Source organism: Streptomyces sp. NPDC054770 (genome assembly GCF_053611985.1).
The window spans coordinates 8,354-22,633 of sequence record NZ_JBSHBL010000059.1; the positions used below are offsets into that span (position 1 = coordinate 8,354).

At 71.8% G+C, this 14,280-nt stretch carries 12 protein-coding genes; 6 read left to right on the forward strand and 6 right to left on the reverse strand.

Annotated features, from left to right (window positions below):
* Window positions 1–145: 145 nt before the first annotated feature.
* From ACWGKQ_RS37250 to ACWGKQ_RS37270, 5 genes are all read right to left on the reverse strand, one after another.
* Window positions 146–460 carry a hypothetical protein gene (locus tag ACWGKQ_RS37250; protein ID WP_453296465.1) on the reverse strand — a complete coding sequence of 105 codons (315 nt, stop codon included), beginning with the start codon at window positions 458–460 and terminating at the stop codon, window positions 146–148.
* 283 nt (window positions 461–743) lie between these two features.
* Window positions 744–2,144 carry an FAD-dependent oxidoreductase gene (locus tag ACWGKQ_RS37255; RefSeq protein WP_453296466.1) on the reverse strand — a complete coding sequence of 467 codons (1,401 nt, stop codon included), beginning with the start codon at window positions 2,142–2,144 and terminating at the stop codon, window positions 744–746.
* A 233-nt stretch (window positions 2,145–2,377) separates the two neighbouring features.
* Window positions 2,378–3,199: a class I SAM-dependent methyltransferase gene (locus ACWGKQ_RS37260; protein ID WP_453296467.1), complete on the reverse strand. Its 822-nt coding sequence runs from the start codon at window positions 3,197–3,199 to the stop codon at window positions 2,378–2,380.
* Between the two features lie 145 nt (window positions 3,200–3,344).
* Window positions 3,345–6,188, reverse strand: coding sequence for an ATP-binding protein (locus ACWGKQ_RS37265; protein WP_453296468.1), 2,844 nt, complete (start codon window positions 6,186–6,188; stop codon window positions 3,345–3,347).
* A 295-nt stretch (window positions 6,189–6,483) separates the two neighbouring features.
* Window positions 6,484–6,666 carry a hypothetical protein gene (locus ACWGKQ_RS37270; RefSeq protein ID WP_453296469.1) on the reverse strand — a complete coding sequence of 61 codons (183 nt, stop codon included), beginning with the start codon at window positions 6,664–6,666 and terminating at the stop codon, window positions 6,484–6,486.
* Window positions 6,667–6,836: 170 nt separating this feature from the next.
* On the opposite strand from ACWGKQ_RS37270, the gene ACWGKQ_RS37275 reads away from it, so the two are divergent.
* The 6 genes from ACWGKQ_RS37275 to ACWGKQ_RS37300 all read left to right on the forward strand — a co-directional run bounded on the left by ACWGKQ_RS37275 (window position 6,837) and on the right by ACWGKQ_RS37300 (window position 13,576).
* Window positions 6,837–8,066, forward strand: a complete 1,230-nt coding sequence (locus ACWGKQ_RS37275) for a hypothetical protein (protein ID WP_453296470.1) — start codon at window positions 6,837–6,839, stop codon at window positions 8,064–8,066.
* A gap of 103 nt (window positions 8,067–8,169) precedes the next feature.
* Window positions 8,170–9,366 (forward strand): exo-beta-N-acetylmuramidase NamZ family protein, encoded by a 1,197-nt coding sequence (locus ACWGKQ_RS37280; protein ID WP_453296471.1) that lies wholly within the window; start codon window positions 8,170–8,172, stop codon window positions 9,364–9,366.
* A 76-nt stretch (window positions 9,367–9,442) separates the two neighbouring features.
* Window positions 9,443–10,432 carry a GNAT family N-acetyltransferase gene (locus tag ACWGKQ_RS37285; protein WP_453296472.1) on the forward strand — a complete coding sequence of 330 codons (990 nt, stop codon included), beginning with the start codon at window positions 9,443–9,445 and terminating at the stop codon, window positions 10,430–10,432.
* Window positions 10,429–11,754: an ABC transporter substrate-binding protein gene (locus tag ACWGKQ_RS37290; protein WP_453296473.1), complete on the forward strand. Its 1,326-nt coding sequence runs from the start codon at window positions 10,429–10,431 to the stop codon at window positions 11,752–11,754. The genes ACWGKQ_RS37285 and ACWGKQ_RS37290 overlap by 4 nt, the downstream gene beginning before the upstream one ends.
* Window positions 11,748–12,710, forward strand: coding sequence for a carbohydrate ABC transporter permease (locus tag ACWGKQ_RS37295; protein ID WP_453296474.1), 963 nt, complete (start codon window positions 11,748–11,750; stop codon window positions 12,708–12,710). Before ACWGKQ_RS37290 ends, ACWGKQ_RS37295 begins: the two co-directional genes overlap by 7 nt.
* Window positions 12,707–13,576 carry a carbohydrate ABC transporter permease gene (locus ACWGKQ_RS37300; RefSeq protein ID WP_453296475.1) on the forward strand — a complete coding sequence of 290 codons (870 nt, stop codon included), beginning with the start codon at window positions 12,707–12,709 and terminating at the stop codon, window positions 13,574–13,576. The genes ACWGKQ_RS37295 and ACWGKQ_RS37300 overlap by 4 nt, the downstream gene beginning before the upstream one ends.
* Window positions 13,577–13,664: 88 nt before the next feature.
* On the opposite strand, the gene ACWGKQ_RS37305 is transcribed toward ACWGKQ_RS37300, so the two are convergent.
* On the reverse strand, window positions 13,665–14,270 hold the full coding sequence (locus ACWGKQ_RS37305) for a GOLPH3/VPS74 family protein (protein WP_453296476.1): 606 nt from the start codon (window positions 14,268–14,270) through the stop codon (window positions 13,665–13,667).
* Window positions 14,271–14,280 lie beyond the last annotated feature (10 nt).

Sequence of the window (14,280 nt, forward strand, 5' to 3'; positions counted from 1 at the left end):
GGGGGGGGGGGGGGGGGGGGGGGGGGGGGGGGGGGGTGGCCCCCCCCCCCCCCCGGCCCCCCCCCGCCCGGCGGGCGGCCCCCCCCCGCCCCCGCCCCCCCCCCCCACCGGGGGGTTGAAACCGGAGGGTTGAACGGGCCTCGCCCTAGCGGGGGTTGAAGACCACGCTGGCGAAGCGGACGCTGCCGGCCGCCGAGTGCCCGGGGGCGACCCGGTGGGTGGTGCCCTTGCACTTCGGCTTGCTGTAGACGACGAGCGCCTTCTTCGTGGCGTTCTGCGGTCCGCGCGCCTCCTGCGCCATGTCGAGGCACTTGCGGTCCGGCGGGTTCTGGATGGCGTACGCCTTGCCCTTCGGCCCCACCCAGACGAACGTCCCCTGGGCGGCGGCCGCCGGACCCATGGTGATGACGGTGAGGGCAAGCCCGCCGAGAGCGACGGCGAGCGGACGGAGCAGGCGCATCGTGAAGTCCTTCGTGAAGTTCGACAACGGTGACAGCGGTGACAACGGGGCCGCGGAAACTCCGAGGCCCGACGCCATCACACACCGTCACCACCCCCGGATGCCCCGGCGACACGGAAACGTCCCACGTCCGGGCGACATCCGTCGGCGTGTCGTGACGCCAGGTCCGGCCCACCTCCGTCTCATGCCGCTCGGCCACGCCCGGATCCACGCGTCCTTCGCCGGTGACGGCCTGCGGGAACGCGGCACGCGTCAGTGCGCCGAGGGCACCTTCCCCCCTCGGTCATACGGTGAGGGCGTGGAGGAGCTCCGCGCGCGAGGGGCCGGTCGGCAGGGAGTCCTTCGTCTCGGCGGCCAGGCGGGCGACGGCCTCGGAGAGCGCGGGAGCGCGCAGTTCGTCCCGTGCTTCCGGCAGCAGATGCGCGGCGGCCCGCTCTGCCCGCAGGGCGTCCGGGTCACGCTGGGCCAGCAGCCGCAGTGCCCGGAGCCGGTGCCAGTCGGGATCCGGATAAGGGATCCCGGCCGCGTGGGCGTCCATCTCCGCCAGCCGATGCCGTGTGTAGGTGCGGGACTGCCGGTACGACCAGCCCAGACCGTCGACGGTTGCCTTCGCGTACGCCGCCGCGAAGGCCGGCGGGTCGCCGGTGTCCGCCCGGCGCAGCAGGTCGCGCAGGATCAGACCGTGGTTCAGGCTCATCGCCAGGCCTCGCCCCAGGGTCGGGACGGTGAGCGCCCAGGCGTCCCCGACGGCCACCAGCCCGGTCACGAGGGGCTGTTCGGTGTCGTACAGCGTCCTTCTGCGATGGGTGAGGCGGCCCATGGTCTGGATCCCCTCGGTGATGGGCCGCCCCGCCAGCCAGGTGCTGCCGCCGGGGAAGAGGCTCACGGCCGCCGACCACGCGGCCTCCCGGCGCAGCAGGTCGCGCATCTCGCGGTCGTGGGTGCGGCTGATGAGGCAGATCGAGTACGTGCCGTGGTCGGCGGGGACGCGCAGCAGGCCCAGGGAGCCGTGCTCGACGAGCGGGGGGAAGACGTCGGTGGGCAGAGCGCCGTCGGGGGAGCGGTAGTAACGGCTGTGGTAGGTGAAGCCGCGCTCGCCGGTCTCCTCCAGCGGCCCTTCCACCCCGATCTCCCGCAGCCAGGCGGGGAGCCGGGAACGGCGTCCGGTGCAGTCGACGACCAGTTCGGCCGCCGTCTCTCCCGCACTCGTCGCCACCCCGGTCACGTGCGGCACCCGGCCCCCGGAGGAAGCGCGCAGTCCGAGGCAGGCCACGCCCCAGCGGATCCTGACGCCCGCTGCCTCGGCCGCGTCGCGGGCGGCGGACTCGAAGAGCGGACGCCGGGCCACCAGCGTCTCGAAACGGGCGTCGTCCGCGCGCAGTTCGCCGCCCAGACCCGGTTCGGTTGCCAGCACGTTCGTGCGCACCGCACCGGCCGCCGTCATCCGCTGCACCAGGTCCGGCAGTTCGGCCTCGGCCAGCTGGCGCCAGCGGGCGAGCGGAAGGTGGAGGAGGCGCATCTGGGGGATTCCTGGGCGCTCCCAACGCGACCACGACCACTCCGGGTCGGCGGGCGGCGGCTCCGGATCCCGTTCGAGAACGGTCACGTCATGGCCGTCCCGGGCCAGGAGCATGGCTGTCTGGAGGCCGCCGAGCGCGGCGCCGATCACGACGACATTCGTCACGATACTTCTCTTCCCACGGGGGACCGACGACTGCGCAGACGCACCAGCCGGACGCCCCCGTCGTGCCAGGCCGACGTTCGCCAAGCAGGTCCGGCGAGGTCCGCTGCGGTTCGGCAGCGCCCCGAAGGGGCGCGGGGCTGTATCGGATATGCGGCTACCGCCGCGTGGGCGCGACCAGCCATGACGGCGCCGCAGTCGGCAGACGGAAAGGTGCGGCACTTCCAGCGGAGCGCTCAGTCCGCTCGTGCCCAGGCGGCCACCAGATCCGGGAGATAGATCGTCGCCTGCCTTTCCAGGCACGCCTTCGCCAATCGGGTGTGGAGGGTGTCGATGTCGACTTCCCGGGGGTCGGCGATGCCATTGCGCTCGATTACCGGCATGAGGCTGTGCACGCTCTCGGCTACGAGCGTCACCGCCGCCGAATCCGAGCCACCGGTCGGCACGGCGCAGGCGACGCCGGGCTCGGGGAGTCCCGCGGCCCGCAGCACCCGGGCCAGCTGTTCGCCCATGTCCGGGTTGCGGCCGCCGGCCGTCAACGCCGCGCTGATCCACTTCTGGCACTGCGTCACCAGAGGAACCTCGGGGAAGGCCCGCAACCGTGACACGTTGAAATCCTGGAACGTCACCAGACCACCCCGGCGCAGAGACCGCGTCAGCCCTTTCACGACCCCCACCGGATCATCGACATGGATCAGGATCAGTCGTCCCACCACGGCATCGACGGGCTCGGGCAGTTCCACATCGGGGAGCACGGCCTGCTCGAAGGCGACGTTGCGCGTCGACAGCGCCGCGGCGTTCCTGCGGGCGATCGCAAGTACCGCCGGATCCATGTCCACGCCCGTGACATGGCCGTCCGGGCCGACTATTCGCGCAAGGGCGAGCGACACCGCCCCGGTACCGCAGCCGACGTCGAGGACACGCATCCCCTCCCGCACGCCTGCCGTCCTGAGGAGGTACTCGGTGTGCGCGGCGTAGAGCGAATCCTGAACGCCCAATCTGTCCGATTCCTCAGAGCTCTGCCCCATCACATAGGCCTTCAAGACCGCTTCAGGCATGCGTGTCCCCTCATCATCCAGAAGTACTGACTCGGAAGTCCGACGATGTGACGGCACACTCGGGATCAGGCGCCCCGGCGCCCGGTGAACCTCCGGTCGCCTCACACTACGAACGCGTTGCCGGCGCTGCCTTCGGCTGGTTGGCCTAACTTCGAGGGGGCGGTTGCTGGGGCAGGCCGGTGAGCGCGTCCCGGAGTCCGGCCCGGGACGTGACGTTCAGCTTCGGAAAGACACCGCGAAGATGCGCGGCCACGGTACGGGGTGACAGGAAGAGCCGGCCGGCTATCTGCTTGTTGGTCAGCCCGGTGGCGGCCAGCTGCGCCACCTGCAGTTGCTGTGACGTCAGCGTCGAAACCGGATCGGTCCCGGACACCGCCGTCCTGACCGGGTTGCCGCTCGCCCGTAGTTCGTTCGCCGCCCGTGCCCGCCAGGGCTCGGCTCCCAGCCGCTGGAACGTGCTGAGCGCGGCCTCCAGATGCACGAGGGCCGAGCGGGCTTTGGCCCTGCGCAGCCTCTCGCCGTAGGCGAGACGGATTCGTGCCCGGTCGAACGGCCACCGTTCCGCATCGGGGTTGCCGACGGCCCTCTCGAAAAGGTCGTGATCGATGAAGTCCGTGGTGGCCATGGCCTCGGCGCCGTCGGTCAGCATGGCCATCCGCGGCGAGATGGCCGGGATGCCGGTACTCCTGACCGCCGCGATGTGCCGGGCCGCCTCCGCGTGATGGCCGGTGCGGGCCGCGGCTTCGGCGAAGTCCATGAAGAGCCACAGGGCATGGGGCATGTACGGTGGCAGCTCGCCAGGGGTGATCACTGACCGCAGATGACGGTATCCCTCTTCGAAGTCCGCGTTGCCGAGCGCGGACAGGGCGCGGATGTGCGAGGCGTAGACACGCAGCAGCCGCAGGCCCCGCGGGCTCGCCCACGACACGAGGCGGTCCGCGGTCTCTCCCGCGGTCCGGTCGTCGCCCTGCGCGGCGGCGAGCAGGCCCTCCAGGAACCGGCCCGACCAGGCCGGCAGACCGTATGCGCGGGAGTCGCACCAGCGCAGACCTTCGGCGGTGAGGTTCCGGAGGTCGTCCCACTGCCCGCTGGCGTAGGCGTCGTACCCCAGGATGAAGAGGGCCTCGATCGCCGAAGTGATGGCTCCCCGGGTCCGGCCGTCGTCGACGACACGCCTGAGGGCGCTGCGGCAGCCGGGCAGGCGGTCGGTGTACGTGGCAGAGATGGAGGTGCGGAGGATACGCCTGTGGTCCGTCTCCCCGTGGAGCGCGAAGACGAGGCCGTCGAGATCGTCCAGGACGGACAGCGCCTTGTGGGCCGGGTCGCCGACCGCGCAGTGGACGACCGACAGCAGGTGATCGGAGGTCCGGCGCTGAACGCGTGTGGCGATCCGGTCGAAGGACTGCCAGAACTCCGGTCGACCGCCGGCGAAGCCCACCAGGATCAGCACGTGCAGTGCCTCGTTGAGCATGTGGTCTTCGGCAGGGCTCGGGCGGGCGTAGCTGTCCATCGCGCTCACGAGAAGCCTGTGCGCGGTGTCCACGTCGCCTTCGCCGTTGATGAGCTGACTCGCCGCGGTCGCCGCGACCGCGAGGGAGTCGGCGCTCACGGGGTCGGCGAGCCTGGCGTTGTCCAGCAGGGCGCGTACGTTGCGCAGGTCGCCGGCGATGTTCGCGCCCAGACAGGCGGCCTCGGCCAGCATGCGTCCCTTGGCGGTCCCGCCGCTGCTCAGATCGGCGGCGCGGAGCAGCGTGGTGATGGCGCCGACGGCATCGCCGCGGCACAGCGTGCTGTAGGCCACCTCGTGGAGCAGTGAGGCCACCGCATCGTCCGGGCCGACGGTCGCGTTGGCCAGGTGGCGGGCCCGGCGTTCGGATCCTTCCGGGCACTCGCCTGCCAGCGCGAGATGCGCGCGTCGGCGCTCCGCGACCGTCGACAGTTCCATGACCGCGGAACGGGTGAGCGGGTGCCGGAAGACCAGGCGGCCCGTCCGGGAATCGACGTGCACCAGTCCGGCCTTCTCGGCAGGACCCAGGTCGGCCAGGGCGTCGAGGCCGCTCATCGCGCGCTGGAGGACGTGCAGATCACCCGAGCCGTCCAGCACGGCGAGCAGGAGCAGATACCGAGTCGGGTCCGGCAGCGCGTCGACCCGCACGGCGAAGACCTTCTTGAGCCGTTCGGACAGTGGCAGCACGGTCGGCAGTGGTCCGCGTTCCGTCTGCTGGGCCTCGTTGAGGGTGACGGGAAGCTCCAGCAGAGCCAGCGGGTTGCCGGCGGCCGCTTCGACCAGCCGCCGGCGGACCCCGGCCGTCATGGCGGGGAATCGCTGTGTCACCAGCTCGTTCGCGGATTGGTCGTCCAGGGGCTGAACCTCGTGCGTGTGTATCCCGGCACCGCTCGGCAGGAAGCCCTCGTGGATCCGGGACGCCGCGAGCAGGACGAGGCGACTGCCGCGGACGTAGCGTGCGAGCGTCCCCAGCACCACGGTGCTGGGCCGGTCGAGCCAGGTCATGTCGTCGATGACCAACGCGACGGGCCTGTCCGCGGCAGCGGTACGGGACAACAGAGCGAGCACGGCGTTCGCGACGGAGAGCAGTTCGGTCGGCGGTTCCTCGGACAGCCCCTGGACCGCTCGGAGCGTCTCCGCCTGCCGTGGCAGCAGGCCGGGGATGTCGTCCGCCAACGGCTGCAGTATCTGGTTCAGGGCGGAGAAGCTGACGCCCTCGTCGAACTGCGAGCCCACCACCCTCAGCACACGGAAGCCCGCCTCGGCCGCTCGCCGCGCGGCAGCGTCCAGCAGCGCGCTCTTGCCCACGCCTGCCTCGCCGGTCAGCATCAGGGCGACGCCCTCGGCAGCGGCCGGATCGAAAAGTCCGTCGACAAGCGCCAACTCCGCCGTCCGGCCGACGAGACGATCGGCCCGCTGCGCGTCGGCTATGTCGGCGAGGCGTTCGCCGCCCCCGCTGCCTGGTGATTTAGGGGATGACATGAGGCCTTCATCGTGATCGGGCCGGACGGCGTCCAAGACGGGAGCCGCGACGAAAAGTCCGATGCCGGCGGGGTTTCCCGCATCACGTCTCGGATGCCGGACGTCGATCCGCGCCGGGCGCGTCAGGGCAGTTGACCGGAACCGTAACGGCGGCGCACTCCTGAGGTCAAACCGACCGAGCAGTGCGGTGACACCGGCGACGCGGCGGCAACTTCGCAGGTCGCTGCCCGGCTACGGCGGCAGGCTCGTCGACGACGCCACCTGGACGCCGGGCCGCCATGACGCCGCCGGGGGCTCACACGAAGGCCACCACCAGGGCGACCGCGACGGTGAGGGCCGAGAGGCCGACCATCGCGGTCCGCCACGCGAAGCCCGGCGCCGGGGGCGGCGGATCGGGATCGAACCCGTCCAGGTGGGGACTGTCCAGCCAGTAGGCGTCGGACAGTTGGGCGAAGGGGGGAGTGTCGCTGGGGCCCATACCTGTTCCAACGTCCGCGAAGGGCGCGGGAGTCGGCGGGACCGGTGTCGTCACACCATCGGGGCAACGGCTTCCCCGGACGGGTGCTCCAGCAGGCTGGGCAGCGGCCGCGGCGATGGTTATAAAGGTGTTGTTGCGCGTTTCACCTTGGGGGGCGGGGGATGGCGCGGTTGGAACCCTTGGAACCGCAGCGGATCGGGGGCGTCTTCCAGGAGTCCGTGCCCGCCGGGATCCGCCTCGTCCTGCGCCTGTCCCGCCGCCTGCCCGTGGTCCGGCGCCGTACCGCCCGGGCGCCGGTCCGCGAGCGGGCCTGGTCCCTCACCGCCAAGACCAAGATCCTGCTGATCAGCCTGGGTTCCTGCGGCACCCTGCTGGGCCTGGCCGAGGCCGCCGGAGCGCTCGGGCCGTCGTCCGGGGACGGCCGGCGGTGGGCCCTGGACTACCTCTTCTCCGGCCACTCCGAACTCGGCGGCGCCAGCCTGGCGTTGCTGCAGGACCCGGCGGGACTCGTCATCCTGGCGGTCGTCTTCGTCACCCCCGTCTTCTGTTGCCAGCAGGTGCAGGCCATCGCCGCCTTCGTGCAGATGAACGAACGCAACGGAGGAACCGAGAGACTGCTCGAAGACGAGGTCCGACGCCTCAACGAGCTGGCACGGAAGACCAACCAGTGGTTCCGGGTGCTGGGCCGCTGGTGGGTGTCGCTGTCCCTCCTGCTGGCCATGGCGGGCGGCACGTTCCTGCTGTACCGCTACGTCGACTCCTACGGCCTGATGGAGACCTGGAACCCCACGGACGTCTCCGGCCGGGCCTGGCGGACCACGGTGTACGACGGCTGGTGGGGCAACTGGCACCGGCACCCCGAGCTCGCGGCCGCCCTGTGCGTGGCCGGTACCCACGCCTTCTACGTCCTGTCGAAACAGCTCGTCATGGGCGTCGTCTTCACCGTCTACCTGTACCGGTCCGACCTGCTCGGCTTCGGGGTGACCCCGAACATGCGGTACGACAGCGACGGCTTCCAGGGGCTGCGCCCGCTGCGCCAGTTCATGCTGTGGACCTACGGCTCCGCCCTCGCCCACATGATCGGCCTGCTGGTCCTCTTCATGATCTGGCTGCCGGCCAGACCGTGGATGGTCTTCATCGTGCTGATCGTGATGCTCGTCGACATGCTGGTGATCGTGTACCCGTCCTCGATCGGCTACCACTCCGCCCTGACCGCGAAGAAGGCCCACGTGCGGTACCTGTACGACAACGAACCCCCGGGCGACGCGCGCAACGCGGCCATCGCGCAGGTCTGGTCGAAGCCGGTCCTGCCGGTCACCACCCGCAAGGCCATGACCGGCATCTTCCTCTACCTCCTCGCCCCCGCGGTCCCCGTGCTCATCCCGCTGCTGTTCCGCTAGGTGGGATCGTTGCCGTCGGCGATTCACTGCTGGAATGGCCTGATATATGGGTAAATTCCTGACCGTTGCTTGAGAGAGGTGTCACCGGCAGACGGGGCAGGGAATGAGCACGGACCACCGCGTCACGGTGACCACCGGGATCGCACGACTGCACGCGGCACCCGGACTCGCCGGGCCCGGCCGCTTCGGGCTGGTGACCAACCACACCGGCGTCCTGCCCGGCCTGCGCCCGGCCGCACCCGCGCTGCTCGCGGCCGGCGCGCCGCTGGTCGCCCTGTTCGGGCCCGAACACGGACTGCACGGGACCGGCCAGGCAGGCGAGAGCGAGACCGCCCGGACCGACCCCGACACCGGCCTGCCGGTCCACGACACCTACCGGTGCGACGGCGAGCGGCTCGACAAACTGCTGATCGACAGTGGCGTCGACGCCCTGGTCCACGACCTCCAGGACATCGGAGCCCGGTACTACACCTACGTGTGGACCATGTTCGACCTGATGGTCTCGGCGGCCCGCACCGGCATCCGGTTCGTGGTCGCCGACCGGCCCAATCCGCTCGGCGGACTCGTCAGCGAGGGCCCGGTGCTCGACCCGGGGTGGGCCAGCTTCGTCGGCCGCGCCCCGATCCCCGTCCGGCACGGTCTCACCTGCGGCGAACTCGCCCGGTATCTCAACACCTCGGCCGGGCCCCGGGCGGCCGGCCCCCCGGCCGACCTGACGGTGATCGAGGCCCTCGGCTGGCGGCGCGCCATGGACGCCGCCGCCACCGGCCTGCCCTGGATCGCGCCCTCGCCGAACATCCCGACGCCCGCCACCGCCACCGTGTATCCCGGCACCTGTCTCTTCGAGGGCACCAACCTCTCGGAGGGCCGGGGCACCACCCAGCCCTTCGAGATCGTCGGCGCCCCCTACCTCGACGCCCGGTTCGCACCCGCCCTCGCCGAACTGGCCCTCCCCGGCGTGCACTTCCGCGACCTGCGGTTCGTACCGGCCTTCCACAAACACGCCGGGCGGCCGCTGCGCGGGGTCCAGCTCCACGTCACCGACCGCGCGTCGTTCGCACCGGTACGCACCGCCGTCGCGATGCTCGCCACGCTACGGCGGCTGTACCCGGACGACTTCGCCTGGCACACCACGGACGGCGGCGCCGAGGGCACCGGCCACCGTCACTTCGTCGATCTGCTGTGGGGGTCCGACCGGCTGCGGCGCGCCGTCGACGCGGGCGACGACCCGCTGCCGCTGTGCGACCCGCCGGCCCCGCCCGGCCGATGGGCCGGCGACGACGTGCTGCTCTACCCCTGAGACCCGCCGCGCCCAACTCGAGGTCCGCCGCCGTCTCCCCGACACCCGCCGCCCCGTTCGGAAGGACAACCCGTCGATGACCGATCTCACGACTCGCACCACGACGGCCCGGGCCGCGATCCGCGGCTTCCGCGCGGGCGACGGACCACAGGTGAGGGAGGCGTGGCGGCGGAGCGCGCCCGCCGACGCCATCTCCGCGGACCGGTTCCGCTCCCTGGTGCTGCTCGACCCGAACTTCGACCCGCAGGGGCTGCGGGTCGCCGTCGACGGCGAGCGGGTCGTCGGCGCCGCCTACGCGGTGCGCCGGCTGACCCCGATGGCCGGCACCGACCTGGAGCCGGAGCAGGGCTGGATCCCGTTCTTCTTCGTCGACCCGGACGCCCGCGGGCGCGGCCTCGGCCGCCGGCTGCTGACCGAGGCCCTCGACTGGCTGCACGGCCACGGCCGTACCCGCATCGACTTCTCCTCGTACACGCCGAACTACGTGTTCCCCGGCCTGGACGCCGAGGCCTACCCGGAGGCGGCCGGGCTCCTCGACTCCCTGGGCTTTCGTACCCTGTACGAGGCCGCGGCGATGGACCGTGTCCTGGTCGGCTACCGCCTCCCGGACGAAGTCGCGCGCCGGGTGGCCGAACTGACCGCGCGCGGTTACCGGTTCGGCACCCCGGCCGACGACGACCTGGTGGACCTGCTCGCCCTCGCCGGGGGCCGCTTCGGGCCGGACTGGGCGGGCACGATCCGGGCGTGTCTGACCGCGGGCACCCCGCTCGACCGGATCGTCGTGGCCCGCGATCCCGGGGGCCGCATGGTCGGCTGGGCGATGCACGGCGCGTTCGACTCGGTGGACGAGCGGTTCGGCCCGATCGGCGTGCTGGAGGAGATGCGCGGCACCGGCCTCGGCGAAGTCCTGCTCCACCTGGTCCTGGAGCGGATGCGGGCGCTGCGCGCGCACACCGCGTGGTTCCTGTGGACCGGCGCACAGTCCCCGGCGGGCCACCTCTACCGCAAGAGCGGCTTCACCACGACCCGGGTGTTCCGGGTGATGCGCAGGGAGGCAGCCGGGTGACACCGTCACCGAGCCGATCGCGGAGTCGATCGCTGAGCCGACGTCACTTCGCGCTCGCACTGCCCTCGGCGCTCATCGCCTCCGGCTGCGCCGCCCCGCACGAGGGCACCGGGCGGCCCGGCGATCCGGTCGTCCTCACCTTGCTCTCCCACTACGTGAGCGGGGAGCTCAAGAAGGCTCTGCAGAAGCCGGTGGACGAGTGGAACGCCCTGCACGACCGGGTCAAGGTGCGGACCAAGGCCGTCGAGTTCACCGACCTGCTGACCACCTTCATGGTCCGGCAGGCCGCGGGCCAGGGCACGGACATCCTGCACCCGTACTGCCTGTGGAACGGCCAGCTCGTCCGGGCAGGCGTGCTGCGGGTCGCGCCGCCCGAGCACGCCGAGGAGATCCACCGCGGCTACGGCGGCGCCGCGGTCGGCTCCGCGTCGGTCGAGGGCAAGGTCTACGGCTACCCCACCGAGATGCAGACGTACGCCCTCTACTACAACAGGCGGCTGCTGCGCGAGGCAGGCGTCGAAGGCCCGCCGCGCACCTGGCCGGAACTGGAGCGGACCGCCTGCCGCACCGCCCGGCAGGACCGGTACGGCAACACCCTGGTCCAGGGGTTCGGCCTGTCGACCTTCGACGACTCCACGACCGTCGGCCAGACCCTCGCCCTGCTCAACGCCGCCGGCGGCCGGTTCGTCTCGGCGGACGGCAAGAGCACCGCCATCGACTCGCCGGCCGGCCGTGCCGTCCTCGACCTGGAGCGCCGCCTCGTCGACCAGGGCGCGAGCGCCCCCGGCGTCAACGTCTACCAGGCGTTCGCCTCCGGACAGGTCGCCATGGTGATCAGCGCCGGCTGGTGGACCGCGAACCTCAAGGCGCTGATGGGCACCGCCTACCGGGACGTCGGCGTCGCTCCCGTGCCCCTTCCCGAGGCTGCCGGGAGGCGCGCCACGCTCTCCACCGGCTTCATGCTCGGCGTCAACACCGCGAGCCGACACCCGCGCGAGTCCTGGGAGTTCCTGCACTGGCTCAACGCCGAGAAGGTGCGCGGCGCGACCCGGATGAGCGCCCTGCAGGCGTCGGTCGGCTCCCTGACCGGCCGCGCCGACGACATGCGGACACTCCTCGGCACGGGCGGCGACCCGAACCTGCACCCCTTCCTGGACGCGCTGGCATACGCCGTACCCGAACCGAACGTGCCGGGCGCGCAGCAGGCCAAGTCGCTGCTGCGCAAGAACATCGAGGCGCTGTGGACCGGTCAGCAGACGGTCGACGAGACCCTGCGCGCCACTCGCCGCCAGGTCGATCAGGAGGTGTCGCGGTCATGGTGAACGCCACCCTGGCACCGGAGCCGACCGAACAGGCGGCGCACGACGGGTCCGCCTCCGTCGGCGTCCGGGTCCGCGCCCGGAACCGGCGCCGCCAGGCCGTCGTCGCCTACCTCTTCCTGGCTCCCACGCTGCTCTTCTACGCCGTCTTCCTCGCCCTGCCGCTCGGCTTCGCGGTGCTGCTGTCGACGTCCCGCTGGGCCGGGTTCGACCTCGGCGACATCCACCCGGTCGGCCTGGACAACTTCACCGGCCTGTTCGCCGACGGCGCGACGTTCCTGACGCCGATCCTCACCAACACGCTGCTGTTCGCCCTGGGCACCGTGGTCCTCGCGCTCGCCGGGTCCGTGCTCGTCGCCACCTGCATCGACAAGCTGCGGTTCCAGGGCCTGTGGCGCACCCTGTACTTCCTGCCGATCGTCACCACCGTCGTCGCCGTCGGCAACGTCTGGAAGTACATGTACCAGCCGGGCGGCCTGGTCAACGGTGTCCTCAACGCCGTCGGGCTCGGCTCGGTGGCGTTCCTCCAGGACCCCGACACCGCACTGCCCGCGGTGGTGGTCGTCCAGGCCTGGGCCTCCGTCGGCTCGGCGATCCTCGTCCTGACCGCCGGGCTGAAGTCCGTCCCCGAGTCGTACTACGAGGCCGCCGCGCTCGACGGCGCCGGGCCCGGGACCGTCTTCTGGCGGATCACGCTGCCACTGCTGCGGCCGTCGCTGCTGTTCGTGTGCGTCACCCAGTTCCTCACCGGCCTCCAGTCCTTCGCGCTGATCATCGTGATGACCAGGGGCGGCCCCGGGGACGCCACCGACGTGGCCGCCCTCGAGATGTACCGGCAGGCCTTCTCCTACGGCGACTGGGGCACCGCGAGCGCCGCCGCGTTCGTGCTGTTCGTGGTCGTCCTCGCGGTCACGCTGGCGCAGTTGTGGCTCTTCCGGCGCAAGGGGGAGGACGCGTGATCCGCCGCCGTTTCCCGTGGCTGTCGTATCTGCTCGTCGGCACCGGCGCGGTGCTCACCGTGGTGCCGTTCGCCGACATGCTGATGACGTCCTTCAAGGGACCGGACGAGGCCGGCACACTGCCGTACCGGTTCCTGCCCAGGGCGTTCGACCTGTCCAACTACCGGGCGGCGATCCACCAGCTCGACCTGCCGGTGCTCTTCCGCAACAGCGTCGTCGCCACCGCCATGATCACCGGCTCGGTGCTGCTCACGTCGTCCCTCGCGGGCTACGCGCTCGCCAAACTCCGCTTCCCCGGCCGGGACTTCGTCTTCCGTCTGGTGCTGTCGACGATGATGTTCCCGCCGTTCCTCTTCTTCATCCCGCACTTCCTGATCCTGGTGCACTGGCCGCTCGCGGGCGGCAACGACCTGCTCGGGCGCGGCGGCGCCGGGCTGACCGTCAGCATCCTGGCGCTCGCCATGCCGTTCCTCGTCAGCAGTTTCGGGATCTTCCTCACGCGCCAGTTCATGGTCTCGATCCCGGACGAGGTCCTGGAGGCCGCGCGCATCGACGGCGCCGGCGAGTTCGCCGTGTGGTGGCGGATCGTCGTCCCGCAGACCAAGCCGGTGCTGGTCACCCTCGGCCTGCTGACCTTCGTCGACGCCTGGAACGAGTACATCTGGGCCCTGCTGGTGTCGACCGCCGACCCGGACGTGATGACCCTGCCCGTCGGCATCCAGTTCCTCCAGGACTACGTCGACCCGACGCGCACCCTGCCCATCGTGATGGCCGGTCTGGTCCTGAGCGTCCTGCCCGTGCTGGTGCTCTTCCTGCTGCTGCAGAAGTACTACATCAGGGGCGTCATGCTCAGCGGCCTCAAGTGAGGGCCCCGCATCGGTCGCCGACGCGGGGCCCTGCCGGGGAGCTGTCGTTCGCCCGGACGCCGGGCGGGTCAGTCGCGGACGGCGGCCGTCACAGGCCGCGCCAGACGTTGTCGAAGGCCGCGTCCTCGATCTCCCGGCGCTGCCGTACCGCGGCGAGCTCCGTCACGGCGTCGCCCACCGCGGCCACCACCGTCACGGTCGTCTCGGGTGCCGCACCCGTGAGGTCCTTGGCCGCCTCGTCCTGGATACCCACGGCGGCCGCGAGGGCGGCGAGCACGGGCTCGCCCGACGCCCAGCGTTCGTGCGCCCGGACCCGCTCGGGTGAGTCGGCCGGCTCGGTCCGCCCGGTCGGCAGCGGCAGCCAGCGCCGCCGCTGCCGGGCGACCGTCCCGTCCGCCTCCAGGGCGTCGAGATAGGCGGCACCCAGACCGCGCCCCCGCCGCCACAGCCAGTCCTCGACCGACTCATGCGGCGTCTCCCGCCGCAGTGCCGCCGCCGCCTCGTCGAGGAGACGGTCACCCGTCCCGCCCGCCGGAGCGGGCACGACGAGGTCGCCGTCGAGCGTGGCCGCCCCGGCGTCGAGCAGATCGACCAGTTCGGCTCCCGCCAGCGCCAGCGAGAGGTCGCCCTGCTCGACGGGCCGGGCGGCGGCGTCGTACACGGTGACGAGGAACAGGTCGCGGGGTGTGGTCATGTCGGACTCC

What these genes read in the sequence shown, in the direction of transcription:
- ACWGKQ_RS37285 (WP_453296472.1), top strand. Translation starts at nt 9,443, where the DNA reads ATGACCGATCTCACGACTCGCACCACGACGGCCCGGGCCGCGATCCGC.
- ACWGKQ_RS37260 (WP_453296467.1), bottom strand. Translation starts at nt 3,199, where the DNA reads ATGCCTGAAGCGGTCTTGAAGGCCTATGTGATGGGGCAGAGCTCTGAG.
- ACWGKQ_RS37265 (WP_453296468.1), bottom strand. Translation starts at nt 6,188, where the DNA reads ATGTCATCCCCTAAATCACCAGGCAGCGGGGGCGGCGAACGCCTCGCC.
- ACWGKQ_RS37295 (WP_453296474.1), top strand. Translation starts at nt 11,748, where the DNA reads ATGGTGAACGCCACCCTGGCACCGGAGCCGACCGAACAGGCGGCGCAC.
- ACWGKQ_RS37305 (WP_453296476.1), bottom strand. Translation starts at nt 14,270, where the DNA reads ATGACCACACCCCGCGACCTGTTCCTCGTCACCGTGTACGACGCCGCC.
- ACWGKQ_RS37270 (WP_453296469.1), bottom strand. Translation starts at nt 6,666, where the DNA reads ATGGGCCCCAGCGACACTCCCCCCTTCGCCCAACTGTCCGACGCCTAC.
- ACWGKQ_RS37280 (WP_453296471.1), top strand. Translation starts at nt 8,170, where the DNA reads ATGAGCACGGACCACCGCGTCACGGTGACCACCGGGATCGCACGACTG.
- ACWGKQ_RS37250 (WP_453296465.1), bottom strand. Translation starts at nt 460, where the DNA reads ATGCGCCTGCTCCGTCCGCTCGCCGTCGCTCTCGGCGGGCTTGCCCTC.